Here is a 22,392-nt window from a genome sequence, read left to right on the forward strand (position 1 = left end):
TCCATGGCACACGTAAGTATTGAGTCATTAGAAAAGAAGTACTCGCCGAAAGCTCCAGCTGCAGTGGAATCACTGGATCTGGAAATCCAGGAGGGCGAGTTCCTCACCCTGCTGGGCCCATCGGGTTGCGGTAAGACCACCACCCTGCGCTGTGTCGCCGGCCTGGAACGCCCAACCGGCGGCCAGGTCTCCATTGGCGGCAAAGTTGTGGACGCACCGGCGCAGCGCATCCATGTTGCCCCGGACAAGCGAGATATCGGCATGGTGTTCCAGAGCTACGCCCTGTGGCCGCATATGTCGGTGGCTTCCAACGTCGCCTACCCATTGAAGATGCGGAAGATCAGCGTGGACGAACGTGCTCGCCGGGTCCGCGAAGTCTTGGAAATGGTCGGGCTGGAAGAGTATGCAAGCCGGATGGCTACCGATCTCTCCGGCGGCCAGCAGCAGCGCGTGGCTTTGGCTCGCGCCTTGGTTGCAACTCCGCAGCTTCTCCTCTTCGACGAGCCCCTGTCCAACCTCGACGCTCGTCTGCGTCAGGACATGCGTTCGGAACTGCGTGAAATGCATAAGCGCGTTGGCACCACCTCCATCTACGTGACACATGACCAGGAAGAAGCGGTCTCCCTGTCCACTCGTATCGTCTTGCTCAACAAGGGCGCTATCGAACAGGTCGGCAGCCCGCGAGAGATCTACTGGCACCCGGTCTCGCACTTCGTCGCTGACTTCGTTGGATACGACAACTTCGTGAGCGCCACCGTTGTCTCCACCGATCAGTACGGAGTCAAGGTCCTGCTTGACGGAACCGATGTCCGCTTGGCTTGCCCGCCACGCAACGACGTGCATGAGGGCCAGCAGGTCGATATTGCGGTCCGCTCTTCCTCGGTGATCCTTGGGCCTCCTGCCTGCGAAAAACCAAACCGGTTCCAGGGTGTCATCACCGACGTGATGTACCTGGGCGATGACTTCATCTACGAACTGCAGTTGGGCCCGCACAAGGTCAAGGTCTCCATTCGCACCGCAGAAGTGGCCAACATCTGGCCAGTTGGCGCCCCTCGGGTCGGCGACTCCATCTCCGGAGCCATCGCTCCGGATTCGCTGGCATGCCTGCCAGCGCTCAATTCCAAGGTACCGGCCCTGGCCTAAGGCGAAGGCCTCGGGAACATCAGCCAAAAACGAAGTCACTCCTCGTCCATCATTATGAAAGGCACGACCATGGGGATCAAGAAGAACAAATTTGCAACCATCGCAGCACTCGGACTTTCCTCCGCTCTGCTGCTCAGCGCTTGCGCAGGCGGCAGCGGCGACGCTGCCAGCGAGGGTCTGGGAGAACGCGAAGGCGTCGATACCGTTGCCGCGCTGGGTGGCGAAGAAGCCAAAAAGCAGATTGAAGAGCAGTACGCCGCTGCCCTTGAAGCCGGCCAGGACTCACTGAACATCTACACCCCGCTGACGGCCACCTGGCCATCGGTTTTCGAAGCCTTCAACGAGCGATTCCCAGGCATTGAAGTTGAGCCGTTGCAGATTGTCGGCGCCGAGTTGGACACCAAGATTTCCCAGGAGCAGTCCTCCGGCCAACGCATCGCAGACATTGTCATCACCGGCGACGTGGGAGCGGTCTCGCTCGCCGATCGGGATTACTTCAGCGAGTTCCGGCCTTTCAATGCGGAAAAGGTCACCAAGGATCCACAGCTATCGCTCGAGACCGGAACCCTCACCCCGGTATCCGCATCTCCACGCGGCCTGATCTATGACACCCGTCAGGATCTGGGCAAGACGCCGGATAGCTGGCAGTCTCTGTTGGATCCTGCCTACAAGGGAAAAATCACCATGACCGATCCTGCCACCGACGGTGGCGGCATGCAATGGGCAGACCTTGTGCTCAATGACAAGGATCTGGGTAAGGACTACCTAGAAAAGTTGGCGGCACAAGATCCCATCATCTCTTCAAGCACCGCTGAGTGCCACAACGCCGTAGTACAGGGCCGCGCTTATGTCTGCCTGATGGGCGCAATGGGCAACTACCTGACCTTGACCGGTGATGGTGCGCCAGTTGAGATCTCCTATCCGATCGAGGGGGGCAACTGGGCAACCTACTGGTACGCCGGAGTCATCGATGGCGCTGAAAACGCGCAGGCCGCTGAACTGTTCATCACCTGGTTGAACTCCCCAGAGGCTAATGAAGTCAAGGCCAAGGCTGGCCACGGACCAATCGTGAACGCTGAAGATCTGGACCTTCCATTCGAAAACCCGGCAGACGTTCCACTGCTGCCGCGTCCGGATCTGGTTGATGTAACTGATCGCCAGCGCAAGGGCCAGGAAAGCGTCAGCAGCATCTTCAGCCGCTAGACATTCTCCGAACGGTGGGTATCGCAACGCGGTACCCACCGTCTTTATATCCCTGGAAGTTTTCACAATGAAAGTGGTTTTACGTTGAGTACTGGAATGACCGTTTATTCCTTGGGAACAGCCGGAGGTCCGCTCCTCCGCCGAGGTCTCGATAACGGCCATCGTCGAGGCATCGCCACAGCCGTCGTCGTAGATGGCAGCACCTATCTGATCGACTGCGGACATGGTGTGGGCATGGGGCTGGCAGACGCAGGGCTCTCGCCAACGAGTCTGCGCGCCATTTTCATCACCCATCAGCACTCCGACCATGTCATCGACCTGAATTCGGTCATGGTGCTCGGCGGCCTCGCATTCCGTGGCAACCCAGAACTACGCGTACGCGTTGTAGGTCCCGCAGATCGCGGCATGCTCCCGGAGGTCCAGCATGCCGAAAAGGATGTCCCGACGATCTACCCTCAATCACCTACTCCAGGCACCAAGGAAATGGTTGAGCTGATGCTTCGATCCCATGCCACCGATCTCAACGATCGCCGGCGGGATTCTGGAGCTCCAGACATCTCGAAAATCTTTATTGGAGAAGACATCCGGCTTCCCGAAGAAGTGGATTTCCATCCCAACACGGCAAACCATCCTGCGATGGAGCCGTTCGAAGTCTACTCGGACAAGTTTGTCACCGTTACGGCCACGTTAGTGCAGCACCAGCCGATCGCTCCGGCCTACGCCTTCCGCATTGACAGCGCATACGGCTCCGTGGTCGTTTCCGGGGATACGGCACCGAGCCAGAATCTCGTGGGCCTGGCACGAGGATGCGACCTTCTTTTCCATGAAGCCATTGATCTCGATTCCGTCATTCGCAGCTATCCCAATGCCACCAAGCAAGAGCTTGAAGCAAGCATGGGACACCACCGGCGAGCCCATACGACGCCTCTGGATGCCGGCGCAATTGCCCAGGAGGCTGGGGCATCCCACCTGGCACTTCACCATTTAGTTCCAGCATCTTCAAACCCCGAAGCCTGGCAAACAGCAATGACGCAATTCCGCGGCAAGTTGTTCGTTCCATGCGATGGTGACAGTTTCAGAATTGACGATGGGAATGTAACTCACCAATCCAACTCCTAGCCTTTTCACAGAGGCACACTGTTCCAGCTCCCTTGACTGCCTTTAACAGGATGCTAGGCTCACTGCAGCACGTTTTACCCACGGAAGGTTTGCCATGAGTTCAGCTATCAGTTACCTGACCGGCGGATTCCTGGTGTCTCTCTTAGTTGCTTTCAACCTCACGTGGAGTAAGCATCTGCCGGGTCTGTTCGGGTCCGTCGCAGTACTTGTTAGCTTCCTCGGCCTCATAAGCTGCGTTTTATATGCCATCCGGAAGACCCCGCGCTCACACAACTAAGGTCTAGCTAGACAGCATTCGAACGGCAGGCCGCCAACCATTTTCCCGGTTGACGGCCTGCCATTCAGCTATTCGCGTGCAGACACTACTTCTTATCCTTGGCAGCGCGTTCTTTCTCAATGGCCTGAACCTGGGTGACCATATCCGGTGAGAAGGCGTAGAGCTTGCCGTCTGCCTGGTGAACCCAGAACCGTCCGCACAGATCAGTCGTGCTGGCCTGCGCGTTCTCCGGCCACCACTCCGCTTCCAAGGTACGGGTCTTGGATAGATCTTCGGGCTTCATGTTCTTGGTGCGCGGATCAGAAGCATAGGCCTGGGCCAATTCGGCATCGGTGGGCTGTCCGGTAGTCTTCAGTGCCTTGCACTGCTCGCTATCGAGCTTGCCCTCGTAGTTCATCACGAAGATGCGTTCAGAGCCGGTATTGCGTTGAACCAGCTGCACGTCGGTGCCGCCGGCTGGCACCCAGTCGGGCAGCACGCCATCTTCAACTGCTTTCTGAGAAGTTTTGGCAGTTCGCGTGGTTGATTCGTCGAATTTATCGGAGAGTAGATCAGAAGCGCCGCAGCCGGTGAGCAGAAGTGCAAAGGGAAGGGCGAGCGCGCCAGCGGCGAGGTACTTTTTCTTAAGCATGACTCCATCGTAGAAATTCCAGCGCCCTTGGACATCAGCGATGCGAGGTAACTATCCCGCTTCCTGCTCATACCCTCGGCTGAGACTTTTCCTAGTACCCTCAACCCAAAAAAGCCGATCTCACCTATTGAAAGACTTCGCCAAGAACCACGAATCGCCATGGCGTACTGGTAAATTACCAACGAAGATAACGCTAATTAGGAGCCGTCAACGTTGACCACTTTTGACCCTGCGAGACTTGAATCGGAACTGCGCACCGCAGAAAACCAGCGCCTTTCGGCCATGCTTGCTGGTGACCTTGCGACCCTGGAGAGCCTGCTGGAGCCGGAATTGCAGTACACGCATTCCACTGGTCGGGTCGATGACCGCGATTCGTTGCTGGAGCCGCTTGGCTCAGGGGCCACCAAATATTTGGCGCTGAAGCACGACTTCAATTCAGTCACCCAGCAGGGCAGCGTCGCAGTTGTCGAAGGCACCATGAAGATGCATCTGATTTCCGGCGGAGTGGAGAAGTATCTGGAAACGGTCAACCGCACGGTGTGGGCCAATACCGACGGACAGTGGAAACTTCGCCTCTTTATCGGGGCTAAAGCAGAATAGGACTGCACCTCAACGCTTTAAAGCAGCAGGCGGCAGGTTGGATATCCAACCTGCCGCCTGCTGCGTACTGGCTAACAGCTCAGGGCTTAGACCTGGCCGCCGTGGCGAGCCACGACTTCACGAGCCAAGGTCTTGCCGAACTCGGTGTGGGCAGCAAGTGCTGCCTGGGCAGCTGGAGCATCGCCGGCAGCCAGTGCCTCGGTCAGTTCGGCGACGTGGCGGTGTTCGAGCTGGCGCGACCACTGTTCAGCGGTCAGTGCCTGGCGCCATACGGTGCCAATGCCCAGACGGCGGAAGGAATCAACCAGCTGGCTGGAGCCGGCAACGCCCACCAACGTGTCATGGTAGGCCACGTTCAGAGCCAAGAACTCTTCCAAGTCGGACTCGGAAGTCTCGCGCAGGGTGGCCAGCTTCGCGGTGATCTCACGCAGGGTGGAAATGGTTTCTGCTGAAACTTTGCCCAGGTGCGATGCGATGACACCGGACTCGATGGTGGCGCGCGAGTCATAGGCCGAATCGGTCAGCTCTGCGGTGATCGGCTTGGGCTGGTACTTGCCGTTCTCGGTGCGGAAGACCAGGTGCTCGCTTTCCAGCTTCACCAGTGCATTGGAGACATGATCGGTGTCGGCGCGAGAGGCAGCGGCGATTGCATCCACATCGAGGTCTTCGCCCAGCGGGCTGGTGCGCAGCAGCACCCAGTTGCGGGTGGCCTGGTAGGCGGCCAATTCCTTGGTCGGTTCCAAGCGGCCCATGGTGCCGCGGTAGTAGGCCAGCGGTTCGCGGTCATGGGCTTCAGCGTGGCTGACCAGCCCCAAGAAGACGGTGTGGGTGCCGCCGGTTGGAGTCTCAGCTACGTGGCATACGATCGTGGCCAGTGCGCCCTCGATCAGCGGGATGCCTTCTTCGGAGAGGGTATGCGGCACGGTAGCGAACTTGTCTTCGCCCTTGCGTCCGAAGTGGAAGGCCAGCGCGCCCTGGTCTTCAGCCAGGATGTTGATGCCGAAGACTCCTGCTTCCACCACGCGGTCATGAGTGGAGCTCGAGCGGTTCAGGCAGGCGAGCATCATTGGCGGTTCCATGGACAGCGAGGATACTGCCGAAGCAGTGGTGCCGTAGAGCTGGCCGTTGACGGCGGTGGTGATCACCGTGACACCGGAGGCGAAGTGGCCTACGACGTTGCGGAAGGTGTTCATGTCGACGGGGATGACCGATTCTAGGTTGGTGATGCTCATGAGAGTTGCTCCTGGTAATTCGGGGTGAAGTTTTCAGCTGGGTCCAGCGTTGCGATCAGATTCCTCAGATCCGGTGCGCTGGCAAGGTGTTCGAACTGATCAAGCAACGCGTCCTTGCGTGCCGCCAGTTCAGGATGCGAGAACTCGAGATTCTTCGAGAACTTCTCAACGACCTGGTCATGCTCCAGGGGTGTGCGCAAGATGTTTCCATCCGGGTGCTCCACGCGTATGTGGCGCACTTCGCCGTTGCGCAGTCGTGCGGTGATTTCTGCGGTCAGCCGCTGGCTGTTGGGCAGGGTGCCGGCCAGTTCAATGCGTCCGAGCATCTGCGCCAGTTCCTGGTCCGCCAGCGCGCTGGCGGTCAGGTGCTCGGGGCGGACCGTCCCGTGGATCAAGGCGATGGCCGCGGTGGCGTGCACCGAGAACAGCGCTGCCACAGTGCGGGTATCCCCGGCTTCGAAGCGTGCTCCGACGAATCCGTTCAGAGTCCGTTCGCTCAGGTGGACGGTGAGGCATTCGATGTCCTTGTAGTTCACCGTGCCATCGGCCACCAGTTGCGCACAGGCCTGCAGCGATGGCTGCGCGGCGCGGCAGCTGGCAAATGGCTTGATGGTGCAATCGCCGTGGAACACCACGCCGAGGCCCACCACTGCCAGTTCCGGCTGCGCGTCGATGCCGAACTGCTGGAAGTAGCCGTGCTTGCCGGTCAGCGGATCATCCGCTGCCTGCAAGCCGGCCTTGGCCAGCTGCGCTGCGGAAATTCCGGAGCGGGCGGCGAAGGCCATGGGCAGCTTGAAGCCGTTGGCGCCATCGAAGATCGCAGCTACATTGCCCGAAGCTTGGTTGACCGCGATGCCGATGGCATGGCGTGCCTGCACCTTGCTCAAGCCCAGCATCCGGCTGGCGATTGCCGCGGCGGCCAAGGCGTTGAGCGTGCCGGTATTATCCTGGCCGGAGTACACATCGAATCCGCCGGCGATAGCCAGACGCGCGGCCAGGTCATCTCCCAGTGCCAACGCAGCCAGGGTCTCTTCGCCGTTGGCGCCGGTTGCCTCGGCCAATGCCAGGACCACCGCCACGGTGGTACCTGAAATGTGGGCGGCGACTTGCTTGCCTTCCGGCCCTTCGGCTTCCACCGGCTCGAAGTCGAAGGAGCGGATCAGGGCCGCATTGACGAAGGCGGCCGAGGTGGCCGGGAGCTTGATTCCGGTCCCCAGTACGGTTGCTTCTTGACCGCTGCCCCAGGCGCGAGCGACCTCGATGAGCCCTGAGGCATCATCGGCACGGTGGCCTGCCACCCCAACGCCCACCGAATCGAGCAGGCGCTGGTTCACACGCTGGATCGTGGCCGTCGGCAGCTGGGAATACTGGGTTTCCAGCAGGTTCTCCAGCAGCGCATCGAGCACATCGGGTGTTGGGTTAGCCATGATTTTCTGCTTTCCTAGGCGCGCGTTGCCGCGGCGTCCAGATCCAGTCCGGCGTGTTCGGCAATGACCGGGTTGATGCCCAGCTCGGCGAACATCGCCTCGAAGGCACCGGTTTCGCCCTTCATCTGCGCCTTGCGGTGGTCCAGTCCGCGGGCACGGCCTACCGAGCCCAGGTAGAAGCGCTCGTAGAGTTCGATGCGGCTGCCCAGGGCGGATCCGGCGAAGTCCCATGCGGTGCGGAAGATCTTGGCACGCTCTTCTGGTGCGATGCCGTTGGCCCCTGGCAGGTACTTCTTGAGCAGTGGGCCCAGGCGCGGATCCTCGAAGGAGGCCGCGGTTGGGGTGGCCAGCAGGTTGTGGCTGCCCATGGACTTGATGATGTCGTTCACGCGGGCCATCCACAGCGGCATCATGGTGCGCAGCGCGGAGATGTCGTCGTGGCAGAAGAATGCTCCGCCGCCCCATTCCGAGGCGTTGACCTCGGCCGAGTGGATTACGGCGCGGGCGATGCGCAGGTAGGAGTAGATTTCGCCGAGCATCGACGCGGTTTCCGGCTTGTTGTCGGTGGCGGTGACCTTGGCCATCTGCACGCACAGGTCGTAGGCGAATTCCAGCTTCACCGAGGCGCGGATGGCAGTCTGCTGCTGGGTGTTGCCGGTAGCGGTGCCCGAGTTCAGGGAGTTGTAGACATCGAGCTGGCCGTCGATGAACACGCGGTCCCATGGAACCAGCACGTCATCGAAGATGATGACCGCATCCTGCTCGTCGAAGCGCGAGGAGAACGGCTTGTCCACTACGGGCTGGTCGACGCCGTAGTGGTCGCGGCATACCGAGACCACTCCCGGGGTGGCGACCGGGATCGCGAAGGACAGCGCGTATTCCTCGTAGCCCTTCTGGATCGGCACCGCTGGGTAGACGTAGAGTTCGTCTGCGATCGGGCCCAGGGTGGCGAGCATCTTCGCGCCGCGTACGATCAGGCCCTCTTCGGTGCGCTCCACCACGCGCAGGGTCAGCTCTTCGTTGATGCCCTGCAGTTCGCCCACCGACTTGTCGATGGCTGCGTGCACGATGGTGTGAGTCAGTGCCAGGTCGTTTTCCTGGACGTGGCGCCAGTAGTTCTCCAAGCGCTCGTAGTAGACCGGGTCGCCGGATTTGGCGAAGATGTCCGGACGCGAAGCGTGGCCGGCCAGGACGACGTTCACGTAGTCAGGGGTGCGGCCGAGCATGCCGTTGGAGTAGCGGGCCAGGCGGTCGAAGGCTCGGTGGCGGCGGGCGATATCCTCAGCGTTCTTGGGGCGTAGCAGGGAGACGTTGTGCTGCTGCCCGGTTTCTTCGTCAACCATCAGGCAGTCATCTGCGTACTTGTGCTGGTAGTCGAAGTAGGCGGCCATGCCGTTGATCGAGCCTGCAAATGCAGGATGCTCGGTCACGTCGATGCGCTGGTCGCCTAGCCAGACCTCACGGGAATCCTTGAGCCCTGCCAGGTACTGCTCTCCAGTGCGTGCACTCATCTTTGCTGCTCCTTATCGGACGTCCCGACTAGCGGGTCAAAAATATATTCTGTGCATCAGTTTATATAACTTGTGTGACCTAGATCAACCTCTGGGTTAAAGATTTTTTTAGAAAAACCGGAATTACGCGGTTTTTGACCTCAAAAGAAAATATTCCTAGTCATAAAATGCGTAAAAAGTAGACAGGATCAGTGAAATGGGCCACTATGGCTTAAGTCACAAACCGCGATCAGGAAAGGTTCCCAACGTGTCCGACTCGCAACAGAACCAGCCAGTGCCGACATCGAAGCCGAACGACTCCCTCAACACCAAGGACCTGCGCCGCATTCTCGGATCCAGCTTCCTGGGCAGCGTTATCGAGTACTACGACTTCATCCTTTACGCCACCGCCGCGTCGCTGATTTTCGACAAGGTCTTCTTCGGCAACCTCAGCCCAGGCCTGGCCCTGTTCGCTTCTTTCGGAACCCTGGCAGTCGGCTATATAGCCCGTCCGCTGGGCGGCATCATCTTCGGCCACTACGGCGATCGCTTGGGACGCAAGAAGATGCTGGTCCTTTCCATGATGATGATGGGCTTTGCCACGATCGCCATTGGCCTGCTGCCAACCACCGCAACCATTGGCGTGGCAGCACCGATCATCCTGATCCTGCTGCGCGTCATCCAGGGTGTTGCCGTTGGCGGCGAATGGGGCGGTGCCACCTTGATGGCACTTGAACACGCACCGGCTTCCAAGCGCGGCTTCGCCGCTTCCTTCGCCAACGCAGGAGCTCCTGCCGGCGGCCTGCTGGCAACCTTCCTGGTTTCCTTCGTCTCCTTCTCTACGGGCGATGCCTTCTTGGAATGGGGCTGGCGCATTCCGTTCGTCTTCTCGGCAGTATTGATCATCATCGGCATGGTTATTCGCCTGAAAGTGGCCGAAACCCCGATCTTCCAAGAGCTCGACGCGAAGGCCGCGAACCGCAAAGAAGAACGCAAGACCCCTATCGCACTGGTGCTCAAGAACCATTCCCGCACCGTGATCATCACCCTTGTTGCTTCGCTTGGCTTCTACACCTGCCAGGGCGTATTGACCTCCTGGGGCGTCTCCGAAGCAGCCGCCCAGGGCGTGGACCGCTCCTTCGTTCTGAATACCAAGGGATACGCGGCCATGGTCACCATCCTGGTTTGCTTCTTGGCCGCCAAGCTTTCTGACAAGTACGGCCGCAAGGCGATCCTGACCGTTGGCGGTACCGCCGGCATCCTGTGGGCCTTCCCTGCCGTCTTCTTGATGAGCAATGGCACCGGATGGGGCTTCGCAGTTGCCGTCATCGTCGGCAACGGCGTCATCCAGGGCATCCTGGCCGGACCAATCGGCGCCTATATCTCCGAGCTGTTCCCCGCCGACGTCCGCTACACCGGCGCTTCGCTGGCCTACCAGGGCTCCTCCACCGTTGGCGCCGGCTTCACTCCAATGATCTGCACCGCGCTGGCTGTCAGCTTCGGCATCACCGCGGTAGGCATCTTCTGGGCAGCCATCTTGGTTATTGGCCTGATCGCCATCCGCATGAGCCCCGAGGGTGCGGCGCTGCCAGCCAAAGGTGCTGCAAAAACCAAAGAATTCTTGAACGCCTAAACTTCAGCACGGTCCGCGTATCACTTGGTGCGCGGACCTGCTTTTACCAACTAACATCAATTTTTCTGAATTCTAAAGCGCAAAAGTTCTCTATTTACGACTTAAGGAACTCTTGAAAGCATGGATTCAGTGCTTCCCGTCACATTCGCAGGAAAGGATAAGTTTCAATGACTCCCAAGAACCCCCAGCACATGGTGCTCACGACCTTCATGCTCCCCGCCGGCTACCACAAGGACTCGTGGCGCATGGACGGCTCGCGCTCCGAAGAGCTGGCAAACCTGGACTTCGTCTACGACCTGACCAAGATGGCTGAAGACGCCAAGCTGGACGCCATCTTCTTCGGCGACATCGTCCACGCCAACACCGTGATGCGCGGCGATATCAAAATGAACGGCTTCTACGAGCCGATCTCGGTGCTTTCCGCTCTGGCAGCGCGCACCAAGAACATCGGCCTGATCGGCACCGTTTCCACTTCCTTCTCCGAGCCATACAATCTGGCTCGACAGATGGCAGGACTGGACCACATGTCCGGTGGCCGCGCCGGCTGGAACATCGTGACCAGTTCCGATGGCTTCGCCAACTTCGGCATGGATTCCGCGCCGGATCCAGCCACCCGCTACCGCCGCGCCACCGAGTTCGTCGAGGTCGCCAACCAGCTGTGGGATTCGTGGGAAGACGACGCCGTCACCAACGACAAGGAATCGGCTTGGTACGTTAACACCGACAAGATCCACCCGATCAACCATGAGGGCGAATTCTTCAAGGTGCAGGGCCCGATCAACATGCCGCGCAGCCCGCAGGGCCGCCCGGTGCTGGTCCAAGCCGGCTCCTCGGGACCGGGCATGGAACTGGGCTCCTCGGTGGCCGACGGCATCTACACCGCGCAGCCGTTGAAAGAACCATCTGTGGAGTTCTACGCCAAGTTCAAGGCCATGGCAGCTGCCAAGGGCCGCAACCCCAACGACATCAAGATCATCCCGGGCATCCTGCCGATCCTCGGCGACACCCAGGCTGAAGCAGATGAGCTGGCCGAAGAGCTGGCCAACCACATCCACCTGGAAAACGGTCGCGTGCAGGTCGGCGCGGATCTGAAGATGGACCTGTCCTCGCTGGACTTCAACGAGAAGATCCCTGCCGAATGGTTCTCCGATGATCCGGCTCTGGGTTCGCGCTACCAGATCTACCGCCGCAAGTCGGTGGACCAGGGCATGACCCTGCGCGAGCTGATCGTTGACCTGGCCCGCTCTACCGGACACCAGTGGATGGCCGGCACCGCTTCGGCAGTGGCTGACCGGATGATCGACTGGTTCGATTCCAAGGCCTGCGACGGCTTCAACCTGAATGCCCCATTCAACCCGGGTGGGTTCAAGCTGATCTGCGACAAGCTGGTCCCGGAATTGCAGAACCGCGGCTACTTCCGCACCGAGTACGAGGGCACCACCCTGCGCGATAACTTCGGGCTGTCCTACCCGTCCTCGATCCGCGCGCGCGTCTAGCCGCTAGCTGCGCCGGCCGGCATCCTCGAAGAGCTCGGCAGCTACTTCCACCCACGCTTGGGCACGGGAGTTCAGCCGAGAGCTGCGGGGCCAAGCCACTGAAACTGGAACTACAGCGATATTCTCGTCATCGAGTTTCAGTGGCTTGAGCACCACGTTCAACTCTTCATAGGGTGCTTCCAGGGCCGGCTGCTGGAACAGGACCGCCACCCCACGGCCGGTACTGACCAGCGAGCGAACCGTTGCATAGGAACGCGAACGGTGCCGGAAAACCGGCTCCAGCCCGCTACCTTGGTACAGCCCCAAGATGCGCTGGGTGATCGGTTCGGATTCGAAAAGCACCAACGGATCCGTAGAGATTTCACGCAGTGACACCGACGGGCGTGCGGCCAGCGGATGATCCGAAGGAAGCAGGATCTGGGCTTCGGCCATCGCCACGGTGGCCGAACGCAGCGCCGGAGAAATCTCCGAACCGTAGAGGAAGGCGACGTCGATGGAACCATCGAGCAGCGCATCCTGCATTTCCTGGTGGAACCCTTCCAAAAAGTCGACCTCTACCTTGGGGCACTGCTGGGCAAAGGCACTGAGCATGGGAGGGATGATGATCGGCCCCAGAGGCATGAAGCAGCCAACGGTCAGCGGGCCGGCCAGCTCTTCACGGGTTCCCTGGCCCATGGTTTCCAGATCGTGGGCGCGTTCGAGCAGTTCGCGGGCCTGGAGCAGCACGGTCTTGCCGCTGGCGGTCAAAGTCAGCCCCTTGGCTCGGCGCTTGATCGCCAGCTCGGCACCGACGATGCGCTCGAGTTCAGCAATGGACATGGAGATCGCAGAAGGGGCCAGATGCAGCCTGCGGGCAGCTTCGGCCATGGTTCCGGCTTCGGCGGCAACAACGAAGTGCCAAAGCTGGCGCAAGGTCAGCTGCGGGTGGGACACAAGATTCATGTCATCAAGCATATTGATGACGGTGAGAAACAAAGCAAGTTTTTTAGATTAAGACAGTGAGGCCGCGGCACTAGCCCGCAGCCAGTGGAAGGGTGAATCATGGATCGTCGTGAAGAATTTCTTCAGGCAGCCAAGGAAATCGTTGGCGCAGAAAACGTTGTTTCATTGGGAGATTCCGAGGGCTATCTTGATCCCTACCCGCTGAACCCGGGACGCACCCCGTGGCCGGGCATCCGCCCGGCAAATACAGAAGAAGTCCAAGCCGTCGTCAAGCTGGCTACCGAGCACGAAGTTCCGCTGTGGACCTTCTCCTGCGGCAAGAACCTGGGCTACGGCGGCCCGGAACCACGCGACACCGGTATGGTGGCACTGGACCTGAGCCGTATGAACCGCATCATCGCCGTGGATGACCGCCTGTGCTACGCGGTAGTGGAACCCGGGGTCACCTTCTTCGACCTCTTTGAATACATCAAGGAACGCGGGCTGAAAGTCTGGCTGTCGGTTCCGGCGCTTGGCTGGGGCTCGGTTATGGGCAATATGCTGGACCGCGGCTACGGCATGACTCCGCACGGCGATCACGTGAAGTCCCTGTGCGGCATGGAAGTGGTCATGCCCGACGGAGACCTGGTCCGCACCGGCATGGGCGCAATGGACGGCACCGAACTGGGACCGATCTTCCAAGGCGGCTTCGGGCCGACCCTCGATGGCCTGTTCACCCAGTCCAACTACGGCGTGGTCACCCAGATCGGCCTATGGCTGATGCCCGCACCGCATACCTACGTCAACGGCGATATCTTCGTGGACGACGAAACCCAGCTGCCGCAGCTGATCGACATCCTCACCACCTTGCGCCGCGAGGAAATCATCCAGAACAACGCCCTGTGCGGCAACGTGGTGCGCGCAGCCACCATGCGCGGATCGCGCGCCGACTTCTGGGATGGCGAAGGCTCCATCCCCGACTGGCGACTGGAAGAAATGCGCCAGGAATTCGGCATTGGCCAGTGGAACTGCAAGTTCGCGTTCTACGGCGACCGTGAACTATGCGAGCGCCGCCTGCAAATCGTCAAGGACCGGATCAGCGTGATCCCCGGTGCCCGCGTTGATGCACGCTTCTACTCGGGTGAAGAAGGCCTGGCCCTGCAGCATGATGACATCGCCACCCAAGACCGTACCCAGATGGCCGGCGTCCCGACCCTGAAGCCACTGTCGACCGTGGGCTGGGCTGCCGAAAACGGGGGCCATATCGACGCCGCTCCGATCATTCCGGCACGCGGCGAATTGGTGGCCGAGTTCTACCAGGAAGCCAAGAAGCTCTACGAAAAGCACGGCTTCGACCTGTACATCGGCTACCACCTGTATCCGCGGCACATGGTCCACGTGACCATGATCTTCTTCGAACGGGGCAATGAAGAGATGCTCAAGCGCGCCCGTGCCCTGTACTCGGAACTGCTTGATGCGGCCCGTGCCCGCGGCTACGCTCCGTACCGCAGCCACGTTGACTACATGGACCGGATTGCCGATGGCTTCGACTTCAACGACAACGCGGCACGCCGCTTGCAGGAGAAGATCAAGGACGCGCTGGATCCAGCTGGCATCCTGGCACCTGGCAAGCAGGGCGTTTGGCCTGCGCGCTTCCGCGAAGAGCGCTCCAGCATCTAGCTCTGAGTCACTGCTTTAAGCCACGCAAAATCCCCTCGCCACGAAAGTCGGCGAGGGGATTTTCTTGTGTTTCCGCACGCTTAGGCTCCAAAGAGCCCTAGGCGCGCACTGTGATCAATTCGGTAAGAAGTAAGTGATAGCTCCAGTTTTTATTTGTCTACATGCGTCAATTTAATGAACTACTGATATAAAGTGGGGAGAATCGAGCGCAACGCGCCATCGCACTCACACTGATAGTGAGCAATATCGAAACCAGCTCATGCCGCATGAAAAGCAGAGGAACAAGCACATGAAAGACTTCTTCCGATCCTTATCCAAGCGCTCACTCGCGATCCTGACCGCGGCAGTGATTCTGATTCTGGTCGCAGTGCCAACAGCCCTGATGTCAGGCCTTCTGAGCAGTGTCTTTGATTCACCGGCTGAAGGCATTCGAGTATTTTTCATCATGGTCGGCGCTGGCGCAGTCCTTCTTGTATGCGAGTTATTCATCGAAGAAGCCCGCGAACGGCGTGAATTGAAAAAACGGACCCTGCCATCGAGTAACAAGAACTAATCGCCAACTGACACTAGGTTCGTTCCTGCCAGCATGAAGGCCCACGCCGCGGCTAGACGCCGCGGGCAACACCACCGTCAACGCGAACGTTCTGGCCGGTCATGTAGCTTGATTCCTCGCTGGCCAGGAAGCGCACGGCCTTGGCAATTTCAGCGGAGCTCGCAGCCCGGCGCAATGGTATCTTCTGAACCCATGCATCGGGCACCGTGCTCGGGTCCTCCTTGGTGAACCCGGGAAGCACATTATTCATGCGTATGCCCTTGGGGCCGTACTCATCTGTGTACAACTTGGTGAAGGAAGCCAAGGCGGCACGGAAAGTGGCTGAGACCGGGTACTTGGGATTCGGTTCAAATGGCGAGCTGGTGGAGATGTTCACGATGGTCCCTCCCCCATTGGCCTCGAAATGCGGGGTGATGATGCGGCACATGCGGACCACGTTCATCAGATACATCTGCATTCCGGTTTCCCAGTCCTCATCAGTGATCTCCAGGACCGGATCGGATGCCGCATGCCCCGAACCGTTGACGACCAGATCAATCCGCCCGTAGGCCTCCAGTGCCAAATCGACCACGGCCTGCAGGTCTTCGGTCGAGCAATTCGAACCGGCCAGGCCAACACCACCCAGCTCCTCGGCGAGCGCTTTGGTCTTACCGGAGGGAGAAAGTGCGACGATTTTGTACCCATCGCGTGTGGCCAATTCACGAGCAACGGCAGCGCCGATACCGGAGCCCGCGCCAACAACTACAGCTACTTTTGATGTTCCAGTCATTCATTCTCCCTTGCTGGATACCCGCTGAACCTCACGAGCGATCAAGGCATTGATCGCAGCGGAAGAAAGATCGGCAAATTCCATGAAATCAATCTCGTCGCCAGCAGAGGCGGCCACGTAAAATCCATCGGTGAGCGCCCGTCCGAGCACCACCATTTTTCTCCCAAAGCCGGGGTCAACAGCCAACACTTCGTCTGGGATTTCCGGTTCAACCCGGGAAACCATCAGCTCGAACATTTCTTTTCTGACTTCGAGGTAGCGCTCACGCGCGGCATTGCCTTCCAGCCTCTTCTCGAGCGCAAAAAGCAGCGCCAAAATCCAGAACGCCTCGGTCTCATTTTCCGGGTTGGTGGATCCCCCAGCAGATCCGGCGATGCTGCGCCGCAAAAGGTCGCGGTTTGTTGGTCCAGTATGGTCGACTTTCCACTGTTCAAAGCAGTAATCGATCAAATCGGAAAAGAGCTGCTCTTTGTTATTGAAGTGCCAATAGACTGATCCGACGGGCAGCCCGGATAGTTTTGCAACCTTGGACATCGTGGTGCCCTCGTAGCCGGCAGTAACTGCCAGAGTCAGCGCTGCATTGAGAATTGCTTTCTCATTTTCGGGGGTTCCCTGGTGCGCTCCATTTCGTCGGGCCACGAATTACTCCTTCTTCTTTGCTGATTGAGTCGACACTGCAGAGACTACTGCACGTGGAAGCGCCCAATGCTCTTCCACGTGCACCAAGTCGCGCCCGGCTCTACTCAGCTCAGAAATTCATGCTCATCTGGACGAACGGTTTCGGTTGCTTCCCAGTATTCGATGTTGGTGAATGGCCAGACCTGGGAAACCCTGCCATTGCGGTTCTGATACCAGGTTCTGACATAGGGCTGCCCCCATGCCATTTGGCGGTTTTCTGCGTCCACCCATGCGGTAAAGCGGTCAAGCGCCGCTTCGGTTACGTCCACTGCCCTGACATCGCGTTTGAGCACTTCGTGAATTGCCTTGAGCGCGTACTCGCTGGCTCGTTCCAGCATGAAGTGCAGGCTACCGGCAACAACACCGCCAACATTTGGTCCGTACACCATGAAGAAGTTCGGGAAGCCTGGAACCGTGACACCGTTGTGCGCCCGCGCGTCCGACTGCCAGTAATCATGTATGCGCAGGCCCTCGCGCCCAACAATTTCAATGCCATCCAAGTAATCTGATGGCTTGAACCCGGTCGCATAAATAACGATGTCCACCTCGTGGTGAACTCCATCTGCAGTCACAATGCCGTTTTCGCGGAATTCGGCAATTGGCGAGACTTCCAAAGTGGAGTGCTCAGCCTTGAGCGCTTGCGCCCAAACACCGTTGTCACGCAGCATGCGCTTGGCGCCCGGCGGGTAACTAGGGATCGCGTGCTTCAACAGCTCCGGGTGGCCTTCGAACTGTTTGCTCAGCAATTCGATGAGCTCTTCTCGAACCTGTTGGTTCTTGTGCGAAACGCTCAGCGGTTCTTGCGGCCAGTCCGCTTCAGCACGCACGGTATGGAAACGTCCTGGAATTCCCAGCACTGTCGTCCACAGGCGGAACCACTGTGCGTAATGTGGGACCTTGCGCACCAGCCACGAGAAAGTGTCGCTGACTTCCTGGTGGTATGTCGGTGCCGGCAGCATCCACGGTGCGTTGCGCTGGAAGACCACCAGCTGTTCAACATCCTGGTAGATCGCCGGAACAATCTGGTAGGCACTTGCCCCGGTACCGATAACCGCGACCTTCTTGCCTCGCCAGTCGACGCTCGGGTCCCATTCTTGGGAATGCATCTGGATTCCAGCGAACTTTTCTTGACCCGGGAATTCTGGAATGTTCGGGATATCAAGCTGTCCCGAGGCACTGATCAAGGCGTTGAATTTGCGAATCTCGCCCTCATTGCCGTCTTTGGAAACCACCGTCTGCCAAACGCCGGATTGCTCATCCCAGGTGGCACTGATCAGCTTTGTGCCGTACTGGATTTTTTCGGACAGACCAGCCTTGGCGGCTACCGTCTCCAGGTACTCCCGCACTTCTTCACCCTGTGCGAACTGGTGAGGCCAGTCGGACTTCTGGGCGAAGGAATACGAGTATCCGAAGGTCGGGGTATCCAGTCGCACCCCCGGGTACTTGTTCTTCTGCCAGGTTCCGCCCAGACGGGTGCTGGCTTCAATGATCTCGAAAGGCACCCCGGCCTGTTCGAAGCGGTGCGCGGCCGCGATCCCGGCCACCCCGGAGCCCACGATCAGCGCGGTGAACACTTTGCCAGGGGCGGCAACTTCCTCATAACGCCATGTCGGTGCGCCGCTGTTTTCAGGCAAGAGTCCCAGCTCGTGCTTGAGCATGTCGTTCCACTGCGAACGGCCATTGCTCAGATAAGCCAGGATCTCTTCGGCGGACTGAGAATCCAAGGTTGGCGTTGAAGTGATCTGCTGATCGCGCAGCTGGATCAGGCCCGCCAACGCAGTGGCCTTCGCCTTCTTCACTGCCGCTTCATCCATGCCGCCGTGCGGATGGTTCTTGGTGTCCACCGGGGTCAGCGGGGGACGCAGTTCTTCGGCGAGGATCGCGGTGTTGCCCGTCGCGGCAGCGATGGCCGCCAGCAGCGCCGGCAAGTCGGCCTGTTCCAGCAGCTGGGCAAGCTCCTCATCGCTCTCGGTAATCAACTCATAGTTTTCCTGCCAGAACAGGTCGTCCACTGCCGGGCTCAAGGTGTTCACGTTGTTCTCGCTCATGCGACCACTTCCTTGGCCTTGATGACATCAGAGTGCCCCTCGGTATTCGTCTTTGCACGCTGGACCTGCTCATAAACCTCGGAGCGAAGCTCGCCGAAGCGTGCCTCACTGCGCGTGGACAGCTGATTGCGTTGCGCCGGTAGGTCGATCTCGATGTCGTTCTGGATTACGGTAGGCGAGCTGGAGAGCACGAGCACGCGTTCAGCCAAATACACGGACTCGTCAATATCGTGGGTCACGAACAGAATAGTCATGTTGTGCTGCTTCCAAATGCGGCGCACCAGGTCTTCCAGCTCGGCACGGGTCTGCGCATCCACCGCTGCGAATGGCTCATCCATCAGCAGGACGCTCGGCTGCGCGGCCACGGCACGGGCGATGGCAACTCGCTGCTGCATGCCGCCCGAAAGCTGCCATGGATACTTCTTGCCAGCTTTTTCCAAACCGACAGATTCCAAAGCATCCTGCACACGAGCTGCACGTTCACTCTTCGGCACACCGCTGGTTTTCAGCGGCAGGTCAACGTTGGCTTCCACCGTCATCCAGGGGAAGAGGCTGCGTCCGTATTCCTGGAAGACCACTGCCATGCCCTTGGCCGGGCCGTTGACCGGCTGGCCATCCAGAACCACGGTTCCCGAGGTGGCGTTCATCAGTCCGGCGATGCATTTGAGCAAGGTGGTCTTGCCACTGCCCGAAGGTCCGACGAGGCAAACGAATTCGCCTTCATGCAAATCGAAGGTCAGCGACCTGACTGCTTCGAATTCGTTGCCCGAGGACAGCTTGTAGATCTTTTGGACCTGATTGACCTCAAGCCGGACATTGCTTTGCTGATTAGTCATTTTCGTTTTCCTTTAATCCTTCGTACCAAGCAAGAGTGCGCCGTTGGATCCATCCGAAAATGATGGAGAGCACGACACCGATAAGACCGAGCAGGAATACTCCGCTCCACATTTCCGGGATGGCAATGCGGTTCTGGAAGTTGATGGTCCAGTGCCCGATGCCGTCGGTCGAGGCAAACATTTCGGAAACCACCATCAGGATCAGAGCCACTGCCAAGGACTGGCGGATGCCGGCCATGATCTGCGGCGAAGCACCTGGCAGAACCAGGTACCGCAGGCGATCCCAGTTCTTCATCTGCATCATCTGCGAGGTGTTCTTCAAGACCTCGTCCAGGGACGTTACGCCGGCAACGGTGTTCAGCAGGATCGGCCAGATGCAGCTGAGCACAATCAGGGTGATCTTCATGGTGTCGTTGATGCCGATGAGCAATAGCAGCACTGGGATCAAGATGGTCGAGGGGACGGCGCGGATGAACTCGAACATGGGCTCAAGCAGCCAGCGAAGCCAACGCACCGAACCCACCACCACGCCGAGCAGTACGCCGATGATAATAGAAATTCCCAGTCCAGCCAGCAACCGGTAGAGGCTCGGGATGACATCCGAGAAGAAGCGTTCGGCGAACCAGATGCTCACAAAGCGGTCAAAGAGTTCCAACGGCTTCGGGATGAAGAAGTTGGAGTTGAAGGACGTGTAGATGAACCACGTCGCAAGCAGGATAATCGGCAGGCCCAGCAGGTAGCCGGCCTTCTTGAGCAGCGTCATAGCGAAATTCCTCCTCGTACGCTTTCATGCCAGAACAGGGTCTTGCGCTCAATGAAGCGCATGATCATGTTGATTGCGATGCCCAGCAGTCCGCTGGTGATGATCAACGCGTAGATCGCTGGAGCTGATCCATTGATCTGGGCGAAAGCCACTTCTTGCCCCAGCCCCGGGGTGCCGACAATCAGCTCGACGCTGATTGCCAGAATCAAGGCGATAGTTGCCGACAAGCGCAGACCGGTCATCAAGAACGGCAGCAGCGTTGGGAAGATCAAATAGCGCACGCGCTGCATGAAATTCATGCGCAGGGTTCGCGCGGTATCCACCGCGACCTTGTCCAGGTCGGAGATTCCATAGAACACCTGGATCAGCACCACCCAGAAGCATGCGTAGATGATAATCACCAGTTCAGTGCCGATACGCGGTCCGAAGAGCAAGGCTGCGATGGGAATCAGCGCGACCGCCGGAATTGGGCGGAAGAACTCCACCGTTGAATGGGTGGCCTTGACCAGCACGTTGCTGGAACCGATGATGATGCCCGCGATCACTCCCATGACGGTCGAGATCACCACACCCAGCAGCCAAGCCTTCATCGTATTTCCCACAGCAGTCCAGAACTCTGCGTAGGCGAAGTTCATTGCGAAGCGCTCGAATACCACCGTTGGTGGTGGCAGATGAATTGGATTCACCAGTTCAAGCACCGATGCGGCCTGCCAGATAGCCAGGAACAACAGAATCCCCAGGGTCCCCAGGGCAACCGGTCCTGCCGTCTGCCAAGAAACCCGCCGGCGCCTTGGCGTGATCTTTGCCCTGCGAGCTGAAGTCGCAGGAATCGCTGGATTGCTCATGAGTTCCAGCCCCCTTTCATTGGTCGCTTACCCGTTCGATTGGCGGTGAAGCTACTTGCTCCATACCGTCTGATTGATGTCCGGGCGTTCTTCAACCAGGCCGTACTTCTCCATGAGGTCTGCGAACTGGTTCAGTGCGTCAACGTCAAGATCCGCGTTCCATTCGATGAAGTCGGTCTTCTCCGCGGCTTCCTTCGGCGTACCCAGGACTTCTGGCAGCAGAGACCGGACTTCGTCCTGGTTTTCCTCGGCGTAGGTCAGTGTCTTATCCAGCGCAGAGACGAAGCCCTCGACCAATTCCGGGTCCTTTTCGGTCAACGCGCCGCTGGAAACGATCACCAATTCCGATCCGCCGAGCTTTGCTTCCTTGATGAAGTCGCTGATCACGCTGCCACCGCCGGCCACAATCTGCTGCAGGAACGGAGGGCCTGCCATGCCGGCGTCGATTTCGCCGCTTTCCAGCTGTGCGGCCACTTCGTTCAGACCCAGCTGGACGAAGTTCACCTTGCTCGGGTCGCCTCCATCCAGCGAAATGGCTTCACGGATGCCGATGTCCCCAATGCTGCCCAGCGCGTTGATGGACACGGTTTTGCCTTCAAGATCCTTGGCGCGCTTGATCTTGGACTTGGGACCGACCAAGACTGCAACGGAATCCTCGACAATGTCCGGACGGTTCTGCGCGTAGCCCGATACGATCTTCACATCGAGGCCCTTGGTGGTTGCCACCAGCGGGGTGGTGGGGCTTGCCAGCATGAATTCCAGGCTGCCGGAGGTCAACGATGGAAGCTGTGCGGCGCTGCCCTGTCCGAGCAGCATTTCCAGGTCGATACCTTCTTCTTCGAAGTAACCCTTATCGATGCCCAGCTGGATTGCGCCAACTGCCGAGGACGGGAACAGGCCGATGGTCGCCTTGGTCAGGCCGCTGTTGTCCTTCGACTCCGATCCCGTATCGGCACCGCCGGAGATGGAACCCTGTGCACAACCGGTCAGGGAGAGTGCTGCGATCAGCGCGAAAGCGGACAGTTTGCGAGTGGATCTGGTGTTCATG

Annotated in this window: 20 protein-coding genes; 8 read left to right on the forward strand and 12 right to left on the reverse strand. The window is 59.2% G+C overall.

Translation table 11 applies throughout. The features are described 5' to 3' along the window. The first annotated feature begins 3 nt into the window (after nt 1-3). The 3 genes from ACRDT3_RS08580 (at nt 4) to ACRDT3_RS08590 (ending at nt 3,465) form a co-directional block, all read left to right on the forward strand. Entirely contained in the window at nt 4-1,143 is a 1,140-nt protein-coding gene (locus tag ACRDT3_RS08580) for an ABC transporter ATP-binding protein (RefSeq protein ID WP_400289951.1), read from the forward strand. 69 nt (nt 1,144-1,212) lie between these two features. Beyond that, the gene (locus ACRDT3_RS08585) at nt 1,213-2,346 is read left to right on the forward strand and encodes an ABC transporter substrate-binding protein (RefSeq protein ID WP_431492580.1); all 1,134 of its coding nucleotides are present in this window, start codon (nt 1,213-1,215) and stop codon (nt 2,344-2,346) included. 96 nt (nt 2,347-2,442) lie between these two features. Beyond that, nucleotides 2,443-3,465, forward strand: coding sequence for an MBL fold metallo-hydrolase (locus ACRDT3_RS08590; RefSeq protein WP_431492581.1), 1,023 nt, complete (start codon nt 2,443-2,445; stop codon nt 3,463-3,465). A gap of 362 nt (nt 3,466-3,827) precedes the next feature. Here the strand turns inward: ACRDT3_RS08590 and ACRDT3_RS08595 are convergent, their stop codons facing one another. Beyond that, nucleotides 3,828-4,373, reverse strand: coding sequence for a hypothetical protein (locus ACRDT3_RS08595; protein ID WP_431492582.1), 546 nt, complete (start codon nt 4,371-4,373; stop codon nt 3,828-3,830). Nucleotides 4,374-4,586: 213 nt separating this feature from the next. Between ACRDT3_RS08595 and ACRDT3_RS08600 the strand changes: the two genes are divergently transcribed. Next, nucleotides 4,587-4,973, forward strand: coding sequence for a nuclear transport factor 2 family protein (locus ACRDT3_RS08600; RefSeq protein ID WP_431492583.1), 387 nt, complete (start codon nt 4,587-4,589; stop codon nt 4,971-4,973). An 86-nt stretch (nt 4,974-5,059) separates the two neighbouring features. Here ACRDT3_RS08600 and ACRDT3_RS08605 read toward each other — a convergent pair whose 3' ends face one another. The 3 genes from ACRDT3_RS08605 to ACRDT3_RS08615 are packed head-to-tail and all read right to left on the reverse strand — an operon-like array spanning nt 5,060 to nt 9,143. Continuing rightward, nucleotides 5,060-6,205 carry a flavin reductase gene (locus ACRDT3_RS08605; RefSeq protein ID WP_431492584.1) on the reverse strand — a complete coding sequence of 382 codons (1,146 nt, stop codon included), beginning with the start codon at nt 6,203-6,205 and terminating at the stop codon, nt 5,060-5,062. Continuing rightward, a complete protein-coding gene (locus tag ACRDT3_RS08610) occupies nt 6,202-7,632 on the reverse strand; it encodes an MmgE/PrpD family protein (RefSeq protein WP_431492585.1) in 1,431 nt (476 codons plus the stop codon). Before ACRDT3_RS08610 ends, ACRDT3_RS08605 begins: the two co-directional genes overlap by 4 nt. A gap of 14 nt (nt 7,633-7,646) precedes the next feature. After that, complete coding sequence (locus ACRDT3_RS08615; protein WP_431492586.1) at nt 7,647-9,143, reverse strand: 4-hydroxyphenylacetate 3-hydroxylase family protein; 1,497 nt, start codon at nt 9,141-9,143, stop codon at nt 7,647-7,649. Nucleotides 9,144-9,390: 247 nt separating this feature from the next. Between ACRDT3_RS08615 and ACRDT3_RS08620 the strand changes: the two genes are divergently transcribed. Next, on the forward strand, nt 9,391-10,755 hold the full coding sequence (locus tag ACRDT3_RS08620) for an MFS transporter (RefSeq protein ID WP_431492587.1): 1,365 nt from the start codon (nt 9,391-9,393) through the stop codon (nt 10,753-10,755). A 167-nt stretch (nt 10,756-10,922) separates the two neighbouring features. Next, entirely contained in the window at nt 10,923-12,251 is a 1,329-nt protein-coding gene (locus ACRDT3_RS08625; RefSeq protein ID WP_431492588.1) for an NtaA/DmoA family FMN-dependent monooxygenase, read from the forward strand. Nucleotides 12,252-12,254: 3 nt separating this feature from the next. On the opposite strand, the gene ACRDT3_RS08630 is transcribed toward ACRDT3_RS08625, so the two are convergent. Then, entirely contained in the window at nt 12,255-13,193 is a 939-nt protein-coding gene (locus tag ACRDT3_RS08630; protein WP_431492589.1) for a LysR family transcriptional regulator, read from the reverse strand. Nucleotides 13,194-13,292: 99 nt separating this feature from the next. Here ACRDT3_RS08630 and ACRDT3_RS08635 point away from each other — a divergent pair, with 99 nt between their 5' ends. Both ACRDT3_RS08635 and ACRDT3_RS08640 read left to right on the forward strand, forming a co-directional pair. Continuing rightward, nucleotides 13,293-14,852, forward strand: a complete 1,560-nt coding sequence (locus tag ACRDT3_RS08635; protein ID WP_431492590.1) for an FAD-binding oxidoreductase — start codon at nt 13,293-13,295, stop codon at nt 14,850-14,852. A 289-nt stretch (nt 14,853-15,141) separates the two neighbouring features. Next, nucleotides 15,142-15,405, forward strand: coding sequence for a hypothetical protein (locus tag ACRDT3_RS08640; protein WP_431492591.1), 264 nt, complete (start codon nt 15,142-15,144; stop codon nt 15,403-15,405). A 52-nt stretch (nt 15,406-15,457) separates the two neighbouring features. Here ACRDT3_RS08640 and ACRDT3_RS08645 read toward each other — a convergent pair whose 3' ends face one another. From ACRDT3_RS08645 to ACRDT3_RS08675, 7 genes are all read right to left on the reverse strand, one after another. Next, entirely contained in the window at nt 15,458-16,174 is a 717-nt protein-coding gene (locus ACRDT3_RS08645; protein ID WP_431492592.1) for an SDR family oxidoreductase, read from the reverse strand. Then, nucleotides 16,175-16,813, reverse strand: a complete 639-nt coding sequence (locus ACRDT3_RS08650) for a TetR/AcrR family transcriptional regulator (RefSeq protein WP_431492593.1) — start codon at nt 16,811-16,813, stop codon at nt 16,175-16,177. It lies immediately after the preceding gene. A 104-nt stretch (nt 16,814-16,917) separates the two neighbouring features. Beyond that, complete coding sequence (locus ACRDT3_RS08655) at nt 16,918-18,900, reverse strand: flavin-containing monooxygenase (RefSeq protein ID WP_431492594.1); 1,983 nt, start codon at nt 18,898-18,900, stop codon at nt 16,918-16,920. Next, nucleotides 18,897-19,736 carry an ABC transporter ATP-binding protein gene (locus ACRDT3_RS08660; RefSeq protein WP_431492595.1) on the reverse strand — a complete coding sequence of 280 codons (840 nt, stop codon included), beginning with the start codon at nt 19,734-19,736 and terminating at the stop codon, nt 18,897-18,899. Before ACRDT3_RS08660 ends, ACRDT3_RS08655 begins: the two co-directional genes overlap by 4 nt. Further along, nucleotides 19,729-20,499, reverse strand: a complete 771-nt coding sequence (locus tag ACRDT3_RS08665) for an ABC transporter permease (protein WP_431492596.1) — start codon at nt 20,497-20,499, stop codon at nt 19,729-19,731. Before ACRDT3_RS08665 ends, ACRDT3_RS08660 begins: the two co-directional genes overlap by 8 nt. Continuing rightward, nucleotides 20,496-21,344 carry an ABC transporter permease gene (locus tag ACRDT3_RS08670; RefSeq protein ID WP_431492597.1) on the reverse strand — a complete coding sequence of 283 codons (849 nt, stop codon included), beginning with the start codon at nt 21,342-21,344 and terminating at the stop codon, nt 20,496-20,498. Before ACRDT3_RS08670 ends, ACRDT3_RS08665 begins: the two co-directional genes overlap by 4 nt. 51 nt (nt 21,345-21,395) lie before the next feature. Next, complete coding sequence (locus ACRDT3_RS08675) at nt 21,396-22,391, reverse strand: ABC transporter substrate-binding protein (RefSeq protein WP_431492598.1); 996 nt, start codon at nt 22,389-22,391, stop codon at nt 21,396-21,398. Nucleotide 22,392 lies beyond the last annotated feature (1 nt).

It is taken from the genome of Glutamicibacter sp., from assembly GCF_050701915.1.
GTDB lineage: Bacteria > Actinomycetota > Actinomycetes > Actinomycetales > Micrococcaceae > Glutamicibacter.

Bases quoted from the DNA above. Each gene is read 5' to 3' on its own strand.
- ACRDT3_RS08580 (WP_400289951.1), top strand. From the start codon at position 4: ATGGCACACGTAAGTATTGAGTCATTAGAAAAGAAGTACTCGCCGAAA.
- ACRDT3_RS08585 (WP_431492580.1), top strand. From the start codon at position 1,213: ATGGGGATCAAGAAGAACAAATTTGCAACCATCGCAGCACTCGGACTT.
- ACRDT3_RS08590 (WP_431492581.1), top strand. From the start codon at position 2,443: ATGACCGTTTATTCCTTGGGAACAGCCGGAGGTCCGCTCCTCCGCCGA.
- ACRDT3_RS08595 (WP_431492582.1), bottom strand. From the start codon at position 4,373: ATGCTTAAGAAAAAGTACCTCGCCGCTGGCGCGCTCGCCCTTCCCTTT.
- ACRDT3_RS08605 (WP_431492584.1), bottom strand. From the start codon at position 6,205: ATGAGCATCACCAACCTAGAATCGGTCATCCCCGTCGACATGAACACC.
- ACRDT3_RS08610 (WP_431492585.1), bottom strand. From the start codon at position 7,632: ATGGCTAACCCAACACCCGATGTGCTCGATGCGCTGCTGGAGAACCTG.
- ACRDT3_RS08615 (WP_431492586.1), bottom strand. From the start codon at position 9,143: ATGAGTGCACGCACTGGAGAGCAGTACCTGGCAGGGCTCAAGGATTCC.
- ACRDT3_RS08625 (WP_431492588.1), top strand. From the start codon at position 10,923: ATGACTCCCAAGAACCCCCAGCACATGGTGCTCACGACCTTCATGCTC.
- ACRDT3_RS08630 (WP_431492589.1), bottom strand. From the start codon at position 13,193: ATGAATCTTGTGTCCCACCCGCAGCTGACCTTGCGCCAGCTTTGGCAC.
- ACRDT3_RS08635 (WP_431492590.1), top strand. From the start codon at position 13,293: ATGGATCGTCGTGAAGAATTTCTTCAGGCAGCCAAGGAAATCGTTGGC.
- ACRDT3_RS08640 (WP_431492591.1), top strand. From the start codon at position 15,142: ATGAAAGACTTCTTCCGATCCTTATCCAAGCGCTCACTCGCGATCCTG.
- ACRDT3_RS08645 (WP_431492592.1), bottom strand. From the start codon at position 16,174: ATGACTGGAACATCAAAAGTAGCTGTAGTTGTTGGCGCGGGCTCCGGT.
- ACRDT3_RS08655 (WP_431492594.1), bottom strand. From the start codon at position 18,900: ATGAGCGAGAACAACGTGAACACCTTGAGCCCGGCAGTGGACGACCTG.
- ACRDT3_RS08660 (WP_431492595.1), bottom strand. From the start codon at position 19,736: ATGACTAATCAGCAAAGCAATGTCCGGCTTGAGGTCAATCAGGTCCAA.
- ACRDT3_RS08665 (WP_431492596.1), bottom strand. From the start codon at position 20,499: ATGACGCTGCTCAAGAAGGCCGGCTACCTGCTGGGCCTGCCGATTATC.
- ACRDT3_RS08670 (WP_431492597.1), bottom strand. From the start codon at position 21,344: ATGAGCAATCCAGCGATTCCTGCGACTTCAGCTCGCAGGGCAAAGATC.
- ACRDT3_RS08675 (WP_431492598.1), bottom strand. From the start codon at position 22,391: ATGAACACCAGATCCACTCGCAAACTGTCCGCTTTCGCGCTGATCGCA.